A 15,597-nucleotide genomic window follows, 5' to 3' on the forward strand; every position below is an offset into this window, starting at 1 on the left:
GCGGAATCAACCCGCATCGATGGCTGTTGCACCGACCGTGGACACAGCAGTGAACGGCACCCTCGCCCCTGGATTCGAAGGCGTCGGCGCGGCCTTCGCCCGCAACTTCGCGGAGCGCGGCGAACGCGGCGCGGGCGTCGTCGTCTACCGGGACGGACACAAGGTCGTCGACCTGTACGCGGGGACGCGCGACGTCGACGGGCAGGCGCCCTGGACACCCGGGACCGGGCAGATCCTGCGCTCCGCCACGAAGGGGGTCTCCGCCGCCGCCCTGCTCCTGCTGCACCAGCGCGGCGCACTCGACCCGGACGCGCCCGTGGGCACGTACTGGCCCGAGTTCAAGGCCCACGGCAAGGAGACGGCGCTTGTGCGGCACGTCCTCGCGCACCGCGCCGGTGTCCCGGCCCTGGACCGGCCGCTGACCCCGGCCGAGGCCGCCGACCCGGAGCGCGGCGCCGCCGCCGTCGCCGCGCAGGCCCCGTTCTGGGCGCCCGGCACGGACCACGGCTACCACGCCCAGACCTACAGCTGGCTCACCGGCGAACTCGTGCGCCGGGTCACCGGCCGCTCCCTCGGCACCTTCGTCGCCGAGGAGATCGCCGGGCCGGCCCGCGCCGACGTGTGGATCGGGCTGCCCGCCGACCGGGCCCAGCGGGCCGGCCGCGTCGGACCCGTCACGGCCCCCGCCGTCCCCGGCGCCCCGCGCTCGCGCCCCAAGGCGGCCCTGCGCGAGGCGTACACGAACCCCGCGTCGCTGACCCGGCGCGCCTTCGACTCGGTGGCCCCGGCGCCGGACGAGAACGATCCGGGCTACCGCGCCGCCGAACTCCCCGGCTCCAACGGCATCGGCACCGCGGACGGCCTGGCCCGCTTCTACGCCGCCCTGATCGGCGACGTGGACGGCGGCGCCCGGCTGTTCAGCCCGGAGACCGTCCGGCTCGCCCGCACGGAGGCCTCGGCGGGCCCCGACCGCGTCCTCGCCGTCCCCTCCCGCTTCGGCCTCGGCTACATGCTGCACGGCGTCGCCTCGCCGCTCCTGACCCCGCACTCCTTCGGCCACCCCGGCCGCGGCGGCGCCCTCGGCTTCGCGGACCCGCAGACGGGCATCGCGTTCGGCTACGTCACCAACGGGATGGGCAAGGGCGTCACCGCGGACCCGCGCGCCCAGGCGCTGGTCGGGGCCGTGCGCGAGGCGGCCGCGGCCCGCTGAACCCGCGGGGCTGACCCGGGCGGCGCCGCCGGAGTAGCGTCGGGGCCATGACACGTTTCGAGGGGTACGCGGCACTGGTCACCGGCGCGGGACGCGGCATCGGCGCCGCCGTCGCCCACCGGCTCGCCGCCGAGGGCGGGCAGGTGCTGGTCACCGACATCGACCTGGCCGGCGCGGAGAAGACGGCGGCACAGATCCGCGAGGGGGGCGGCGCCGCCCTCGCGCACCCCTGCGATGTCGGCGACGCCGGCTCGGTGCGGGCCGCCGTCGCGGGCGCCGTCGACGCCTTCGGCCGCCTCGACGTCCTCGTCAACAACGCCTACGCCTGCCACTCCGACGCCCCGCTCTTCGAGGACGAGGACGACGACGCGTGGGCCCGCGACCTGGACCTCTCCCTCACCGGCGCCTACCGCTGCTGCAAGGCGGCCCTGCCGCACCTCGCCGCCTCCGGGCGCGGCGCGATCGTCAGCATCGGCTCCGTCAACGGCCTCCAGGACTTCGGCTGCCACGCTTACAGCGCCGCCAAGGCGGGCCTGATCTCCCTGACCCGGACCCTCGCCGGTCACGCCGGTCCGCGCGGCGTCCGCGTCAACCTCGTCGCCCCCGGCACGGTGCGGACCCCCGCCTGGACGGGCCAGGGCCGCGACCCGGACGTCCTGGCGGGCCTCTACCCACTCGGCCGGGTCGGGGAGCCCGAGGACATCGCGGCGGCGGTGGCGTTTCTCGCGTCCGCGGATGCGGCGTGGGTGACAGGTGCGGTTCTTCCGGTGGACGGCGGGATCACGGCGGTGGCCTCCGGCTTCAAGAACGCGGCGCCCTGAGCGTCCGCTCCAACCGGGTCCTCGTGTCGTTCTCGGCTGCGGGTCGGTGGGGGCGGGTCGCGCAGTTCCCCGCGCCCCTAAAAGACGCACTGCGTGCGCCCCCGTTTTCGGCTGCGGCCCGGTGGGGCTTCTCGCGCAGTTCCCCGCGCCCCTGGAGCATGCGGCTTCGCCGCAGCCCCATGGGCCCGATGAGATGGCGCACGCAGTGCGCATCTCAGGGGCGCGGGGAACTGCGCGACCAGCCACGACGGCGGGGCAGTCGAAGGGGTGCCGGGGTGACCCGGGCCGGGGTCACCCCCCGTTCAGCAGCATCGCCCGCACGACCGGCCCCGCCGAATCCCCGCCATGGCCCCCTTGTTGCACCACCGCCGCCGACGCGAGATCCCCGCGCCAGGCCGTGAACCAGCCGTTGGGCTCCTTCTGCCCGTCGACCTCGGCCGAACCGGTCTTCGCGCCCATGTCGGAGCCGAGCCCGGACATCGGCTCGACGGCCGTGCCCGCGACCGCCGTGTAGTGCATCAGCTCCCGCAGACCCGCCAGAGTCCCGGCCGACAGGCGCCGCGCGGCCGTCGCGAGGGTGCGGTGGTCGACGTCGGGCGAGACCAGGTAGGGCTGGTGGAAGGTGCCGGACTTCACGGTCGCGGCGACCGACGCCATGTTCAGCGGGTTCATCCGCACCCCGCCCTGCCCGATCAGCGACGCCGCCATCTGCGCCTGCGACTGCACCGGCACCGCGCCGTCGAAACTCGGCACCCCGATCGCCCAGTTGTCCAGACCGAGCCCGAAGACCTGCTGCGCCTGCTTGGTCAGCGAGTCGTCCTCCAGCTTCGGGGCCTGGCTGATGAAGGCCGTGTTGCAGGAGCGCGCGAAGCTCGCCTTGAACGTGCCGTCCTTGATCTCGAACTTGTCGTCGTTCTGGAACTTCCAGTGCCCGTACGTGAAGTACTTCGGGCACGGGTGCTTCTTGTCGACGCCGGCCAGCCCCTTCTCCAGGAGCAGCGAGGAGGTGATGACCTTCATCGTGGAGCCGGGCGCCAGCGAGCCCTGGAACGCCGTGTTGAAGCCGGGGCTGGAGTTGGCCACGCCGAGGATCTCACCGGTCGAGGGGCGCAGCACGACGACCGAGGCCCGCTCGCGGGAGGCGACCTGCTTCTCGGCGGCGGCCTGCACCGACGGGCTGATCGTGGTGTGCACCGTGCCCGGGGTGCCCTCGGAGAGGGTGACCAGGGTCTTGTCGGGCAGCGCGTTCTTCTCGGCACCCTTGGCCGGGGCCTTGCGCACGACGCGCAGTTCGACGCCGGCGGTGCCGCCCGCCTTCTTGCCGTACTTCTCGCGCAGTCCGTCCAGGACGGTGCCGAGCGAGGGGTACTTCTTGGCCGTCAGCTCCCCGCCCGCCCGGTCCACCGCCGTGACCGGCGGATCGCCGGCCTCCCCGGTGACCAGCCGGTCGCCGTCCTTCAGCTCCGGGTGCACGACGGCCGGCTCCCAGCCGACGAGGACCTTGCCGTCGCTCTTGCGGCGCACGGCCGTGAGCGAGGAGTCGTAGGCGTAGGGCTTGCTGACGCCGGGGCCGCCCGCCTTCTTCGCGTACGAGACCATCGCCGTGACGTGGAAGGGGACCTTGGCGCCCGTCCGGGTCCCCGGCGCGAGCTTCACCTCGGAGAGGTGGGCGTCCTTGGTCAGGCCGGTGAGCGCGGCCCGCGCGGCGCCCGCGTCGTCCGTGGCCGCGGCCGCCTTCGCCACGTCGCCGGACTGCCAGGCGGTGAGGAAGCCGGTGGCCACCGCCTTGACCTCGGCGGCGCTCGGCGGACCCGAGGGGACCGCGGGCTTGCCGTCCACCGTCGCGGAGGAGGCCGCGCCGCCGTCCATCAGGACGTACGCCCCGACACCGGCCCCGACCACGGCGACGGCCGCGGCCGCCCCGATCACCAGCGTGCTGGTGTTCCGGCGCGCGGGCGCGTCCCTGCGCTTGCCTCTGGTGCCCAACGTCGTCCTCCGGTGGTTCTGCGGGTGGCTCAGATTACGGGGTCGCCCCACGTCGCTTACGTCGTAGGACAGAACGCCGTACGCGGGGCCCCGGTTTCGCCTACGATCCCGCGCGCAGCACGGACGCCACGATCGGTCCGGCCGCGTCGCCGCCATGGCCGCCGCCCTCCACCATGGCCGCGGCGGCGGTGTCGCCGCGGTACGCCGTGAACCAGGAGTTGGAGACGGTCTGCCCGCCGACCTCCGCGGAGCCCGTCTTCGCCCCGATGTCACCGCCGAGCCCGGCCATCGCGTGCGTGGCCGTGCCGATGGCCGAGGTCGCGGTCAGCCGCATCATCTGCTTGAGCTGGACCACGGTCGAGGCGGGCAGCCCCTGCGCGGTGGCGAGGCGCCGGTCGCCCAGCTCCGGGGAGACCAGGACGGGCTGCCGGAAGCTGCCGGTGATCGCGGTCGCCGTCACCGAGGCCATGTTCAGCGGGTTCATCAGCACCTTGCCCTGGCCGATCATCCCCGCCGGGTCGTCCGAGTTCCCGTTGACGGGCACCGAACCGTCGTACGAGACGATCCCGGTCTGCCAGTCCTTGCCGAGCCCGAACCGGTTCTGGGCCTCCGCCGCGAACTTCTGCGCACCCAGGTCGTCGGAGAGCTTGACGAAGGCGGTGTTGCAGGAGCGCTGGAAGCTGGAGGAGAGCGTCGCGCCCTCGTCGGGCGCCATGCCCGTCAGGTTGTGGAAGGTCTGGCTGAGCGCGGGCGCCGTGTCCGGGCACGGCGCCGGTCCGGTCATCGAGGTGACACCGTTGTCGATCAGCGCCGCCGCCGTGATGATCTTCATCGTGGAGCCGGGGGCGAGCCGTCCCTCGAAGGCGGCGTTGAACTGGCCGTACCCGTGGTTGGCGACCGCGAGGACCTCGCCGGTGGACGGCTTGACCGCCACCACCGCCGACTTGGGGAACTTGGTCACCGTCTGCTCGGCCGCCGCCTGCGCGCTCGCGCTGATCGTCGTGTGCAGCGTGCCCGGCCTGCCCTTGGCGAGGGTGAGCAGCGTCTTCGCGCCGCTCTCCGCGCCGCCCGCGCGCCGTATGAACGTCTCGACGCCCGGCGAACCGCCCGCGTCCTTGCCGTACTTGGCGCGCAGCGTCTCCAGGACGGGCCCGAGCGAGGGGTACTTCTCCTTGGTCAGCACCGCGCCACCGCGGTCGACGGCCTCGATGGGCGGCGCCGCGGCCTCGCCGGTGACGAGCGTGTCGCCCTCGCGCAGGTCCGGGTGGAGCACGGACGGCCGCCAGCGCACCAGCGCCCTGCCGGTGGTCTCCCCGCGCACGACCGTCAGCGACGAACCGTAGGCCAGCGTCCGCTTCTTGCCCTCGAACGACACCGTCGCCTTCACCGTGAAGGGGACCTTCGCCCCGGCCGGGGTGCCCGCCGTCAGGACGGTGTGCGTGATGTGCGCGTCGTCGTGCCAGCCGCGCAGCGCGGGAGCGGCGCTCCCGGCGTAGTTCGTGTACGCCGCCGCGCCGTCCGCGTCGTTCTTCGCCCACGCCGCCAGGAACTTCGCCGACGTCTCCTCGACCTCCGCGCCGCTCGGCGGCCCGCTGCGGCGCGCGGCCGGCGCGCCCGCCGACGACGAACCACCGTCCCCCGCCACCGCCGTCACGATGTTGTACGCCCCGTACCCGGCGCCGCCCACCATCACGGTGAACACCCCGCCGACGATGGCGACCTTGGCCCCCTTGCGCATGCGCGCCCCTCCCCAGGTTGTCGGAAGGGACTGTAGGCATGTCAGGAGCCTGTCGGGCGCGGTGTTTTCCAGATGGTGTCCGAAGGTGTCCGAAGAGTGATCACGATTCCGTCCGAAACCGGCTCAGACCCAGGTATCCAGCCACATCCGCGACCGCCACGAGTCCATCGGGATCGCCGTGCCCGTGTAGATCGGCCAGAAGTAGATGAAGTTCCAGGCGATCAGCAGCACGAGCACCCCGGCCGCCGCCGCCCCGGCCACCCGGCGGCGTTCACCCGCACCGGGGCGGCCGATGACCGCGCCGAGTGTCATCGCCAGGGCCAGGCAGAGGAACGGCGCGAAGACGACCGCGTAGAAGTAGAAGATCGTCCGCTCCTGGTACTGGAACCAGGGCGCGTAGCCCGCCACGACGCCGCAGACGATCGCGCCCGCCCGCCAGTCGCGGCGGAAGAACCAGCGCCACAGGACGAACAGGAGCGCGAAGCAGGCCGCCCACCACAGCAGCGGGGTGCCGAGCGCCAGCACCTCGCGGGCGCACTTGTCGGCCGCGTCCGCCGGGCAGCCCTGCCGGCCCGCCGCGGGGGACTCGTAGAAGTACGAGACCGGGCGGCCGTCGACCATCCAGCTCCACGGGTTGGACTGGTAGGTGTGCGGCGAGCTGAGGTGGGTGTTGAACTCCCAGACCTCGTGCTCGTAGTGCCACAGGCTGCGCACCCAGTCCGGCAGCCAGCGGTGGTGGCTGCCCTTGCCCGCGGTCGCCGCCCAGTTGCGGAAGTAGCCGCCGCTGCCGTCGGCGGGGGAGAGGATCCAGCCCAGCCACGACAGGACGTACGTGGCGAGCGCGACCGGCACCGTCGAGACGAACGCGGGCAGGACGTCCCGCTTCAGCACCGCCAGGTACGGGCGGCGCGCCCCGGCGACCCGGCGCGAGCCGACATCCCACAGGACCGACATCAGCGCGAAGGCGGCCAGGTAGATGAAGCCGTTCCACTTCGTGCCCGCGGCCAGGCCCAGGCACAGGCCCGCCAGGAGCCGCCAGGGGCGCCACCCCAGGCGCAGGGTCTCGGCGACGTGCGCGTCCGGGCGGACCAGGCCGTGCCCGTCCACCGGGAGCGCCGCCGCGAGCCGTTCGCGGGCCCGGTCCCGGTCCACGAGCAGGCAGCCGAACGCCGCCACCACGAAGAAGACCAGGATCGAGTCGAGCAGCGCGGTGCGGCTCATCACGAACGCCAGGCCGTCCACCATGAGCAGCGCCCCGGCCAGGCACCCCAGGAACGTCGAGCGGAACAGCCGCCGCCCGATCCGGCACACCATCAGCACGCAGAGCGTCCCGAGGACCGCCGTCATGAACCGCCAGCCGAAGGGGTCGAACCCGAACAGCCACTCGCCGATCCCGATGACGTACTTGCCGACCGGCGGATGCACGACGTACGAGGCGTCCGCCGGGATTCCGACGTGGCCGTTCTTCTCCAGGATCAGGTCGTTGGCGTTTTTCGCCCAGTTCACCTCGTACCCGCGGTGGATGAGCGCCCACGCGTCCTTGGCGTAGTACGTCTCGTCGAATATCACCGCCTTGGGGCTGCCGAGGTGCCAGAACCGCAGCACACCGGCGACGAGGGTGACGAGCAGCGGCCCGGCCCAGCCGAGCAGGCGCCCGGCGCGGGCCGCCGTGAACCGGCTCAGGCCGAACGCCGCCCACAGCCGGGAGGAGGGCGCGGGATACGGCGGCACGAGGCGCGCGCGGACGTCACCGCTGCTCCCCTGCGCCCGGTACCCGAACCGGCGCAGCCCGCGCAGCCACGCCGGGGGCTGCCGCTCCCCGACGGGGGGCTGGCCGGGCGGGGCGCTGGTCGGGGCCGGGTGGGACGACGACGCGGTACTGGTCACCGCGCCATCGTAGGGAACCGCGCTGCGCGCGTCCCGTGTGCGCCCCGACTCGGCCCCCGCGCGGCCCTGCGAGGATGGGCACCGTGACAGGAAGCCCCGATTCCCCCCAGTCCGCCGCCCCGCACGCGGCCGGAACGCTCGTGCTCGCCGGTACGCCCATCGGTGACGTCGCCGACGCGCCGCCGCGGCTCGCCCAGGAGCTGGCCGGCGCCGACGTCGTCGCCGCCGAGGACACCCGGCGCATGAAGCGGCTCGCCCAGGCGCTCGACGTACGTGTCGGCGGGCGCGTCGTGTCCTACTTCGAGGGCAATGAGGCGGCGCGCACGCCGGAGCTGGTCGAGGCGCTCGCGGGCGGCGCGCGCGTGCTGCTCGTGACCGACGCGGGCATGCCGTCCGTCTCCGACCCCGGCTACCGGCTGGTCGCCGCCGCCGTCGAGCGCTCGATCCGGGTCACGGCCGTACCCGGCCCCTCCGCCGTGCTGACCGCCCTCGCGCTCTCCGGACTGCCCGTCGACCGGTTCTGCTTCGAGGGGTTCCTGCCGCGCAAGGCGGGCGAGCGGCTGAGCCGCCTGAAGGACGCCGCGGCCGAGCGCCGCACCCTCGTCTACTTCGAGGCCCCGCACCGGCTCGACGACACCCTCGCCGCGATGGTGGAGGCGTTCGGGGCACAGCGCCGGGCCGCCGTGTGCCGGGAGCTGACCAAGACCTACGAGGAGGTGAAGCGCGGGCCGCTGGCGGAGCTGGCCGCCTGGGCCGCCGAGGGGGTCCGCGGTGAGATCACCGTCGTCGTGGAGGGTGCCCCCGAGAAGTCGGGCGACGATCTCACCCCCGCGGAGCTGGTACGCAGGGTGCGGGTGCGCGAGGAGGCGGGGGAGCGGCGCAAGGAGGCGATCGCCGCCGTCGCAGCGGACGCGGGGCTGCCCAAGCGGGAGGTCTTCGATGCCGTGGTCGCGGCAAAGAATGCGGAGCGAACCACCCCATAGACGCGTAAAGGACTAGCCTGAAAAGCAAAGCGAAGACCGGGTGCCAGGCCATTTCGGCAGGGAAATGCCAAATCGGCTCCAACAGTCGACAGGTCTTTTGCGCTCGGCCCGGCGGAGACGTCCACTGGTCGAAGGGACGTACCCGTCCCCACGCTGCCCGCGGGCAGCGCTTGTCCAGCGGACAAGGAGAGCCCGGACATGAGCGAGTTCGCAGTCCCCAAGACGGCCACCGGTGCGCAGACGCCCCCTGCTCCGGACCGCGGCACGGCGATATCCGTCGGTCACGAGTCGTACGCGTTCGCCTGCATGCGGTGCGGACACGGCTGGGAGCAGTCGTACGAGATAGAGCACCACGTCGACGGTGACGGTGCGGAGTTCGTGACCTACGTGGCGGACGGCGCCTGCGTGCCCTCGCCGCTGACCCGGCCCACCTGCGTGAACTGCGGCGGCCACGTCGTGCGGATCATGCGGGCCGGGCGGGTCTCCTCGGTCCTCGACGTGCTGCGCCCGCAGCACGTCCCCCCGCCCGCCGCCGGACCGGTGGGCACCCCCGCCCCCCTGGCCGCGGTCCCCGACGGGGAGCGCCACCACTGGCACCTGTCCGATCTGCTGCACCCCTTCGCGCACCACAAGAAGGAGGCGTGAGCACGGCTTCGTAGGATCGGGGCATGAGCCCCGAGCGTTCCAAGGACGTCACCCCGCCGCCGCTGCCCGCTCCCCTCGCGGTGGAGGTCGCCGACTCGCACACCCACCTGGACATGCAGGCGGGCACCGTGGAGGAGGGCCTCGCCAAGGCGGCGTCGGTGGGCGTGACGACCGTCGTGCAGGTCGGCTGCGACCTGGCCGGCTCGCGCTGGGCGGCCGAGGTGGCCGCCGCCCACACGCGCGTGCACGCCACCGTCGCCCTGCACCCGAACGAAGCCCCGCGCATCGTCCACGGCGACCCCGACAACTGGTCGCGCCAGGGCGCCCGGCAGCCGCTCGGCGACGCGGGGCTCGACGAGGCGCTCGCCGAGATCGACCGGCTCGCCGCGCTGGCGCAGGTCAAGGGTGTCGGCGAGACGGGCCTCGACTACTTCCGCACCGGCCCCGAGGGCAAGGCCGCGCAGGAGCGCTCCTTCCGCGCCCACATCGAGATCGCCAAGCGGCACGGCAAGGCGCTGGTCATCCACGACCGCGACGCGCACGAGGATGTGCTACGCGTCCTGAAGGAGGAGGGCGCCCCCGAGCGGACCGTCTTCCACTGCTACTCCGGCGACGCGGCCATGGCCCAAGTCTGCGCGGAGCACGGCTACTTCATGTCCTTCGCGGGCAACATGACGTTCAAGAACGCCCAGCCGCTGCGCGACGCCCTCGCCGTGGCCCCCCTCGATCTGGTCCTCGTGGAGACCGACGCGCCCTTCCTGACCCCGGCCCCGTACCGCGGTCGGCCCAATGCCCCGTATCTCATTCCGGTCACGCTGCGCGCCATGGCGGCGGTCAAGGGCGTCGACGAGGACACCCTCGCGACCGCGGTCTCCGCCAATACGGCACGCGCCTTCGGTTACTGACCGATAACGATCGGACCCGCCCGGCTCCGGGCAGAGTCACGACACAGCGTAGTCGCGTCGCTTGGGAGAGTGACCGGCGCTCCGCTAGGTTCTGCTCGCCCGCTCCGCCCCCTGCCCGGGGGCGGACCCCTGGAGCGCCTGGAGCGTCGTCGTGAGCAATACGCCGTACGAGACGTACGAGGACACGTACGCCGACCCGTACCGGCCCGCGTACGAGGCGGACACCTGCCGGCCCGCGTCCGCGGACGCGCGGGCCGCCGCCCCCGCCGAGCCCCGGCTGCCGCGCCAGACGCTCCCGCCTCCCGGCCCGGCCGTCGCCGGCCCTCCCGCCTCCGCGGCCGGGACCGGCCGGGCCGCCGCCCGCCGGGCCGCCCGCCGCAAGAAGGCCGGGCAGCGGCCCGAGGCGCTGCGGCGGCTGCTCCCGCAGGCCCTGGTCGTGGCGTTCCTCGCCGGCGGCACCTCCGCGTTCGTCGCCGACGACAAGGCGATCCACCTCAGCGTCGACGGCAAGGAACGCACCCTGCACACCTTCGCCGACGACGTCACCGAACTCCTCACCGAGGAGGGCGTCGACGTCGGCGACCACGACCTCGTGGCGCCCGGCCGGACCACCGCGCTGGCCAGCGGCGACGAGGTCGCCGTCCGCTACGGCCGCCCCGTGCGGCTCACCCTCGACGGCCACCGCCGCCAGGTGTGGACGACCGCCCGCACCGTCGACGGGGCGCTGCGCCAGCTCGGCGTGCGGGCCGAGGGTGCCTACGTCTCCACCTCCCGCTCCCACCGCATCGGCCGGCACGGCCTCGACCTCGACGTCCGCACCGAACGCAGCGTCACCGTCATGGCCGACGGCCGCCGTCGCACCCTGCGCACGAACGCGGCGACCGTGCGCGAGGCCATGGACGAGGCCGGGATCTTCCTGCACGGCCAGGACACCACCTCCGTGCCGGCCGACAGCTTCCCGCGCGACGGGCAGACGATCACGGTCATGCGGGTGACCGGCTCGAAAGAGGTCCGCGAGGAGCCCATCGCGTACGCGACCGAACGCGTCGAGGACCCCACCGCCTTCCGGGGCACCGAGGTCGTCACCCAGACCGGGGCGCCGGGTATGCGGCGGGTCACGTACGCGCTGCGCACCGTCAACGGCGTCCGGCAGCGGCCGCGCCGCCTGACGACCGAGACGGTGCGCGAGCCGCGCACCCAGCGCATCCGTGTCGGCACCCGGCCGATGCCCGCCTCCGTCGCCGGCGCCGACTCCCTGAACTGGTCCGCACTGGCCTCCTGCGAGTCCGGCGGCCGCCCCGCCGCCACCGACGCGACCGGCACCTACGGCGGCCTCTACCAGTTCGACGCGCAGACCTGGCAGAGCCTCGGCGGCTCGGGCCGGCCCCAGGACGCCCCGGCCGCCGAGCAGACGTACCGGGCGAAGAAGCTGTACGTGCGGCGCGGCGCGAGCCCCTGGCCGCACTGCGGTCCCCGGCTGCACGGGTGACCAGGCGTCCGGCGCGCCCCGTACCCTTGAACGGTGAGCACCCCTGATCCCCAAGGCCCCCTGTTCGGCGCCGCCGACATCCGCGAGCTGGCCGCCGCCCTCGGCGTGCGGCCCACCAAGCAGCGCGGCCAGAACTTCGTCATCGACGCCAACACCGTCCGCCGGATCGTGCGCACCGCCGAGGTCACCGCGGACGACGTGGTCGTCGAGGTCGGCCCGGGCCTCGGCTCGCTCACCCTCGCGCTGCTCGAAGCGGCCCGGCACGTGACCGCCGTCGAGATCGACGACACGCTCGCCGCCGCGCTGCCCGCCACGATCGCGGCCCGCCTCCCGGCCAAGAAGGACGCCTTCGACCTGGTCAACATGGACGCCATGCAGGTGACCGCAGTACCCGGCCCGGCGCCCACCGCCCTCGTCGCGAACCTCCCCTACAACGTCGCGGTCCCGGTCCTGCTGCACATGCTCGACGCCTTCCCGACCATCGAGCGCACCCTCGTCATGGTCCAGGCCGAGGTCGCCGACCGGCTCGCCGCCGGCCCCGGCTCGCGGGTCTACGGCGTCCCGTCCGTCAAGGCCAACTGGTACGCCGAGGTCAAGCGCGCGGGCAGGATCGGGCGGAACGTGTTCTGGCCCGCGCCCAACGTCGACAGCGGCCTGGTCGCCCTGGTCCGGCGCGCGGAGCCGGTCGCCACGACCGCGTCCAAGGACGAGGTCTTCGCGGTGGTCGACGCCGCGTTCGCCCAGCGCCGCAAGACTCTGCGCGCCGCCCTCGCCGGCTGGGCCGGCTCCGCCGCCGCGGCCGAGGCGGCGCTCGTCGCGGCCGGGGTGTCGCCGCAGGCGCGCGGCGAGGCGCTGACGGTGGAGGAGTTCGCGCGGATCGCGGAGGCGAAGCAGTGAAGCCGGGATCATCGGTGACCGTCCGCGTCCCCGCCAAGGTCAACGTGCAGCTCGCGGTGGGCGGCGCCCGCCCCGACGGCTTCCACGACCTGGCCAACGTCTTCCTCGCGGTGGGCCTGTACGACGAGGTGACGGTGGCGCCCGCCCCGGCCTTCGCGCTCACCTGCACGGGCCCCGGATCCGACCAGGTCCCCCTCGACCGGACGAATCTGGCGGCGCGCGCGGCGATCGCCCTCGCCGGGCGGCACGGACTCGGCGACGACCCGAAGGTCCGGATCCACATCGCCAAGGACATCCCGGTGGCCGGCGGCATGGCCGGTGGTTCCGCGGACGCGGCGGGTGCGCTGGTGGCCTGCGACGCGCTGTGGGGGACCGGGGCGACGCGCGAGGAACTCCTCGAGATCTGCGCCGAGTTGGGCAGCGACGTGCCGTTCAGCCTGGTGGGCGGGGCGGCGCTGGGCACCGGGCGCGGCGAGCGGCTCGAACCGCTCACCGTGGGCGGGGAGTTCTGGTGGGTCTTCGCCGTCGCGGACGGCGGTCTGTCCACGCCCGCGGTGTACCGGGAGTTCGACCGGCTCACCCCGGACGCGCCCGAGCCCGTGGCGGCGCCCGCGCTGCTGGCGGCGCTGCGCACCGGCTCCGTACCGGACCTGGCCCGGGCGGTCACCAACGACCTCCAGCCCGCCGCGCTCTCCCTCTTCCCGTCCCTGAAGGCGACCCTCGACGCGGGCACGGCGGCCGGCGCTCTGGCCGCGCTGGTCTCCGGCTCCGGGCCGACGACCGCGTACCTGGCGGCGGACGAGGCGGCCGCGCGCCGGATCGCCGCCGCGCTGACCGCCTCCGGAACCTGCCGCGCGGCGCGCGTCGCGCCATCGCCCGCGCCGGGCGCCTCCCTCGTCACCGGGTGACGGGTCGCGGCCGCGGGCCCGGTGGGGGCCGGCCGCGCAGTTCCCCGCGCCCCTGAAAGACGCACTGCGTGCGCCGGGGAGCTGCGGCGAAGCCGCACGCTCCAGGGGCGCGGGGAACTGCGCGCCCAGCCACGACGCGACCGGAACCGGGCAACGCACCCCCGCACCCCGCGGCGCGAGGCCCACCCCGCCACCCCGACTACGCTGGACAACCGGTCACCCCCTGGCAGGAGCGAAATGGCAGTCAATCTGGTCAACGTCGAGAACGTCACGAAGGTCTATGGCACACGGGCCCTGCTCGACGGCGTCTCCCTCGGCGTATCGGAAGGTGACCGGATCGGTGTGGTCGGCCGCAACGGGGACGGGAAGACGACCCTGATCCGGATGCTCGGCAAGCTGGAGGAGGCCGACACGGGCCGGGTCACCCACAGTGGCGGCCTGCGCCTGGGCATGCTCACGCAGCACGACTCCCTCGACCCGGCGGCGACCGTCCGGCACGAGGTGATCGGGGACCTCGCCGACCACGAGTGGGCGGGCAACGCCAAGATCAGGGACGTGCTGACCGGCCTCTTCGGCGGCCTGGAGATGCCGGGCTTCGACCAGGGCCTGGACACCGTCATCGGCCCGCTCTCCGGCGGCGAGCGGCGCCGCATCGCGCTGGCCAAGCTGCTCATCGACGACCCCGACCTGCTCATCCTCGACGAGCCCACCAACCACCTCGACGTGGAGGGCATCGCCTGGCTCGCCCGCCACCTCCAGGCCCGCCGCTCCGCCCTCGTCTGCGTCACGCACGACCGCTGGTTCCTCGACCAGGTCTGCACCCGCATGTGGGACGTGCAGAAGGGCGACGTCTACGAGTACGAGGGCGGCTACTCGGACTACGTGTTCGCCCGCGCCGAGCGCGAGCGGATCGCCGCGACCGAGGAGACCAAGCGGCAGAACCTGATGCGCAAGGAGCTGGCCTGGCTGCGCCGCGGCGCCCCGGCCCGCACCTCCAAGCCCCGCTACCGCATCGAGGCGGCCAACGAACTGATCGCCGACGTACCGCCGCCGCGCGACACCAGCGAGCTGATGCGGTTCGCGGGCGCCCGGCTCGGCAGGACCGTCTTCGACCTGGAGGACGTGACGGTCCAGGCCGGCCCCAAGGTGCTGCTCAAGCACCTCACCTGGCACCTCGGCCCCGGCGACCGCGTCGGCCTGGTCGGCGTGAACGGCGCGGGCAAGACCTCCCTGCTGCGCGCCCTCGCGGACGCCGCCCGCACCCAGGGCGAGGCGCAGCCCGCCGCCGGGCGGATCGTCGTCGGCAAGACGGTCCGGCTCGCCTACCTCTCGCAGGACGTGACCGAGCTGCCCGCCACGCTGCGGGTCCTGGAGGCCGTCCAGCAGATCCGCGACCGCGTGGACCTCGGCAAGGGCCGCGAGATGACCGCGGGCCAGCTCTGCGAGCAGTTCGGCTTCAGCAAGGAGAAGCAGTGGACGCCCGTCGGCGACCTCTCCGGCGGTGAGCGGCGCCGCCTGCAACTGCTGCGCCTGCTCATGGACGAGCCGAACGTGCTCTTCCTCGACGAGCCGACGAACGACCTCGACATCGAGACCCTGACCCAGCTGGAGGACCTGCTCGACGGCTGGCCGGGCTCCATGATCGTCATCTCCCACGACCGGTTCTTCATCGAGCGCACCACCGACAACACCTACGCGCTGCTCGGCGACGCCACCCTGCGGATGCTGCCGCGCGGCATCGAGGAGTACCTGGAGCGGCGTCAGCGGATGATCGAGGCCGCGACGCCCGCGCCCGCGGCGGCCCCCGCCGCCGCGAAGTCCGGCCCGTCCGCCGCCGACACCCGTGCCGCCAAGAAGGAGCTGCAGAAGATCGAGCGGCAGCTGGACAAGGTCTCCGCGAAGGAGACCAAGCTGCACGCGCAGATCGCGGAGAACGCCGCGGACTTCGCGAAGGTGGCCGGGCTCGACGCGGAACTGCGCGAACTCGTCGCCGAGCGCGACGAGCTGGAGCTGCGCTGGCTGGAACTTGCCGACGATGCGTGAAGGCCTGGTGCAGGCGCGTAACGGACGCATCACAGGCCGGTCCACCCTTGGGAACAGGGGCTCGACCGGCCCTTCGGATGGCTGC

At 73.9% G+C, this 15,597-nt stretch carries 12 protein-coding genes; 9 read left to right on the plus strand and 3 right to left on the minus strand.

Going from position 1 to position 15,597, the window contains the following annotated elements; all coding sequences use genetic code 11:
- Nucleotides 1-19 precede the first annotated feature (19 nt).
- Nucleotides 20-1,210 (plus strand): serine hydrolase domain-containing protein, encoded by a 1,191-nt coding sequence (locus tag ABZY33_RS09395; RefSeq protein ID WP_356490918.1) that lies wholly within the window; start codon nt 20-22, stop codon nt 1,208-1,210.
- Between the two features lie 47 nt (nt 1,211-1,257).
- Entirely contained in the window at nt 1,258-2,031 is a 774-nt protein-coding gene (locus tag ABZY33_RS09400) for an SDR family NAD(P)-dependent oxidoreductase (RefSeq protein ID WP_356490919.1), read from the plus strand.
- Between the two features lie 291 nt (nt 2,032-2,322).
- Here ABZY33_RS09400 and ABZY33_RS09405 read toward each other — a convergent pair whose 3' ends face one another.
- The 3 genes from ABZY33_RS09405 to ABZY33_RS09415 all read right to left on the minus strand — a co-directional run bounded on the left by ABZY33_RS09405 (nt 2,323) and on the right by ABZY33_RS09415 (nt 7,642).
- A complete protein-coding gene (locus ABZY33_RS09405; RefSeq protein WP_356491015.1) occupies nt 2,323-3,900 on the minus strand; it encodes a penicillin-binding transpeptidase domain-containing protein in 1,578 nt (525 codons plus the stop codon).
- A gap of 217 nt (nt 3,901-4,117) precedes the next feature.
- Entirely contained in the window at nt 4,118-5,755 is a 1,638-nt protein-coding gene (locus tag ABZY33_RS09410) for a penicillin-binding transpeptidase domain-containing protein (RefSeq protein WP_356490920.1), read from the minus strand.
- Nucleotides 5,756-5,878: 123 nt separating this feature from the next.
- Nucleotides 5,879-7,642, minus strand: a complete 1,764-nt coding sequence (locus tag ABZY33_RS09415; RefSeq protein ID WP_356490921.1) for a phospholipid carrier-dependent glycosyltransferase — start codon at nt 7,640-7,642, stop codon at nt 5,879-5,881.
- 83 nt (nt 7,643-7,725) lie between these two features.
- On the opposite strand from ABZY33_RS09415, the gene rsmI reads away from it, so the two are divergent.
- The 7 genes from rsmI to ABZY33_RS09450 all read left to right on the plus strand — a co-directional run bounded on the left by rsmI (nt 7,726) and on the right by ABZY33_RS09450 (nt 15,512).
- Nucleotides 7,726-8,625, plus strand: a complete 900-nt coding sequence (rsmI, locus tag ABZY33_RS09420) for a 16S rRNA (cytidine(1402)-2'-O)-methyltransferase (RefSeq protein ID WP_356490922.1) — start codon at nt 7,726-7,728, stop codon at nt 8,623-8,625.
- A gap of 198 nt (nt 8,626-8,823) precedes the next feature.
- Nucleotides 8,824-9,270: a hypothetical protein gene (locus ABZY33_RS09425; RefSeq protein WP_356490923.1), complete on the plus strand. Its 447-nt coding sequence runs from the start codon at nt 8,824-8,826 to the stop codon at nt 9,268-9,270.
- Nucleotides 9,271-9,293: 23 nt separating this feature from the next.
- Complete coding sequence (locus ABZY33_RS09430) at nt 9,294-10,175, plus strand: TatD family hydrolase (protein ID WP_356490924.1); 882 nt, start codon at nt 9,294-9,296, stop codon at nt 10,173-10,175.
- A 151-nt stretch (nt 10,176-10,326) separates the two neighbouring features.
- A complete protein-coding gene (locus ABZY33_RS09435) occupies nt 10,327-11,664 on the plus strand; it encodes a ubiquitin-like domain-containing protein (protein WP_356490925.1) in 1,338 nt (445 codons plus the stop codon).
- Between the two features lie 33 nt (nt 11,665-11,697).
- The gene (rsmA, locus tag ABZY33_RS09440) at nt 11,698-12,561 is read left to right on the plus strand and encodes a 16S rRNA (adenine(1518)-N(6)/adenine(1519)-N(6))-dimethyltransferase RsmA (RefSeq protein WP_356490926.1); all 864 of its coding nucleotides are present in this window, start codon (nt 11,698-11,700) and stop codon (nt 12,559-12,561) included.
- 14 nt (nt 12,562-12,575) lie between these two features.
- Nucleotides 12,576-13,469: a 4-(cytidine 5'-diphospho)-2-C-methyl-D-erythritol kinase gene (locus tag ABZY33_RS09445; protein ID WP_356490927.1), complete on the plus strand. Its 894-nt coding sequence runs from the start codon at nt 12,576-12,578 to the stop codon at nt 13,467-13,469.
- A 237-nt stretch (nt 13,470-13,706) separates the two neighbouring features.
- The gene (locus ABZY33_RS09450; protein ID WP_356490928.1) at nt 13,707-15,512 is read left to right on the plus strand and encodes an ABC-F family ATP-binding cassette domain-containing protein; all 1,806 of its coding nucleotides are present in this window, start codon (nt 13,707-13,709) and stop codon (nt 15,510-15,512) included.
- Nucleotides 15,513-15,597 lie beyond the last annotated feature (85 nt).

It is taken from the genome of Streptomyces sp. NPDC006552 (genome assembly GCF_040611655.1).
Classification (GTDB): domain Bacteria; phylum Actinomycetota; class Actinomycetes; order Streptomycetales; family Streptomycetaceae; genus Streptomyces.

What these genes read in the sequence shown, in the direction of transcription:
- ABZY33_RS09395 (WP_356490918.1), top strand. Translation starts at nt 20, where the DNA reads ATGGCTGTTGCACCGACCGTGGACACAGCAGTGAACGGCACCCTCGCC.
- ABZY33_RS09400 (WP_356490919.1), top strand. Translation starts at nt 1,258, where the DNA reads ATGACACGTTTCGAGGGGTACGCGGCACTGGTCACCGGCGCGGGACGC.
- ABZY33_RS09405 (WP_356491015.1), bottom strand. Translation starts at nt 3,900, where the DNA reads ATGGACGGCGGCGCGGCCTCCTCCGCGACGGTGGACGGCAAGCCCGCG.
- ABZY33_RS09410 (WP_356490920.1), bottom strand. Translation starts at nt 5,755, where the DNA reads ATGCGCAAGGGGGCCAAGGTCGCCATCGTCGGCGGGGTGTTCACCGTG.
- ABZY33_RS09425 (WP_356490923.1), top strand. Translation starts at nt 8,824, where the DNA reads ATGAGCGAGTTCGCAGTCCCCAAGACGGCCACCGGTGCGCAGACGCCC.
- ABZY33_RS09430 (WP_356490924.1), top strand. Translation starts at nt 9,294, where the DNA reads ATGAGCCCCGAGCGTTCCAAGGACGTCACCCCGCCGCCGCTGCCCGCT.
- ABZY33_RS09450 (WP_356490928.1), top strand. Translation starts at nt 13,707, where the DNA reads ATGGCAGTCAATCTGGTCAACGTCGAGAACGTCACGAAGGTCTATGGC.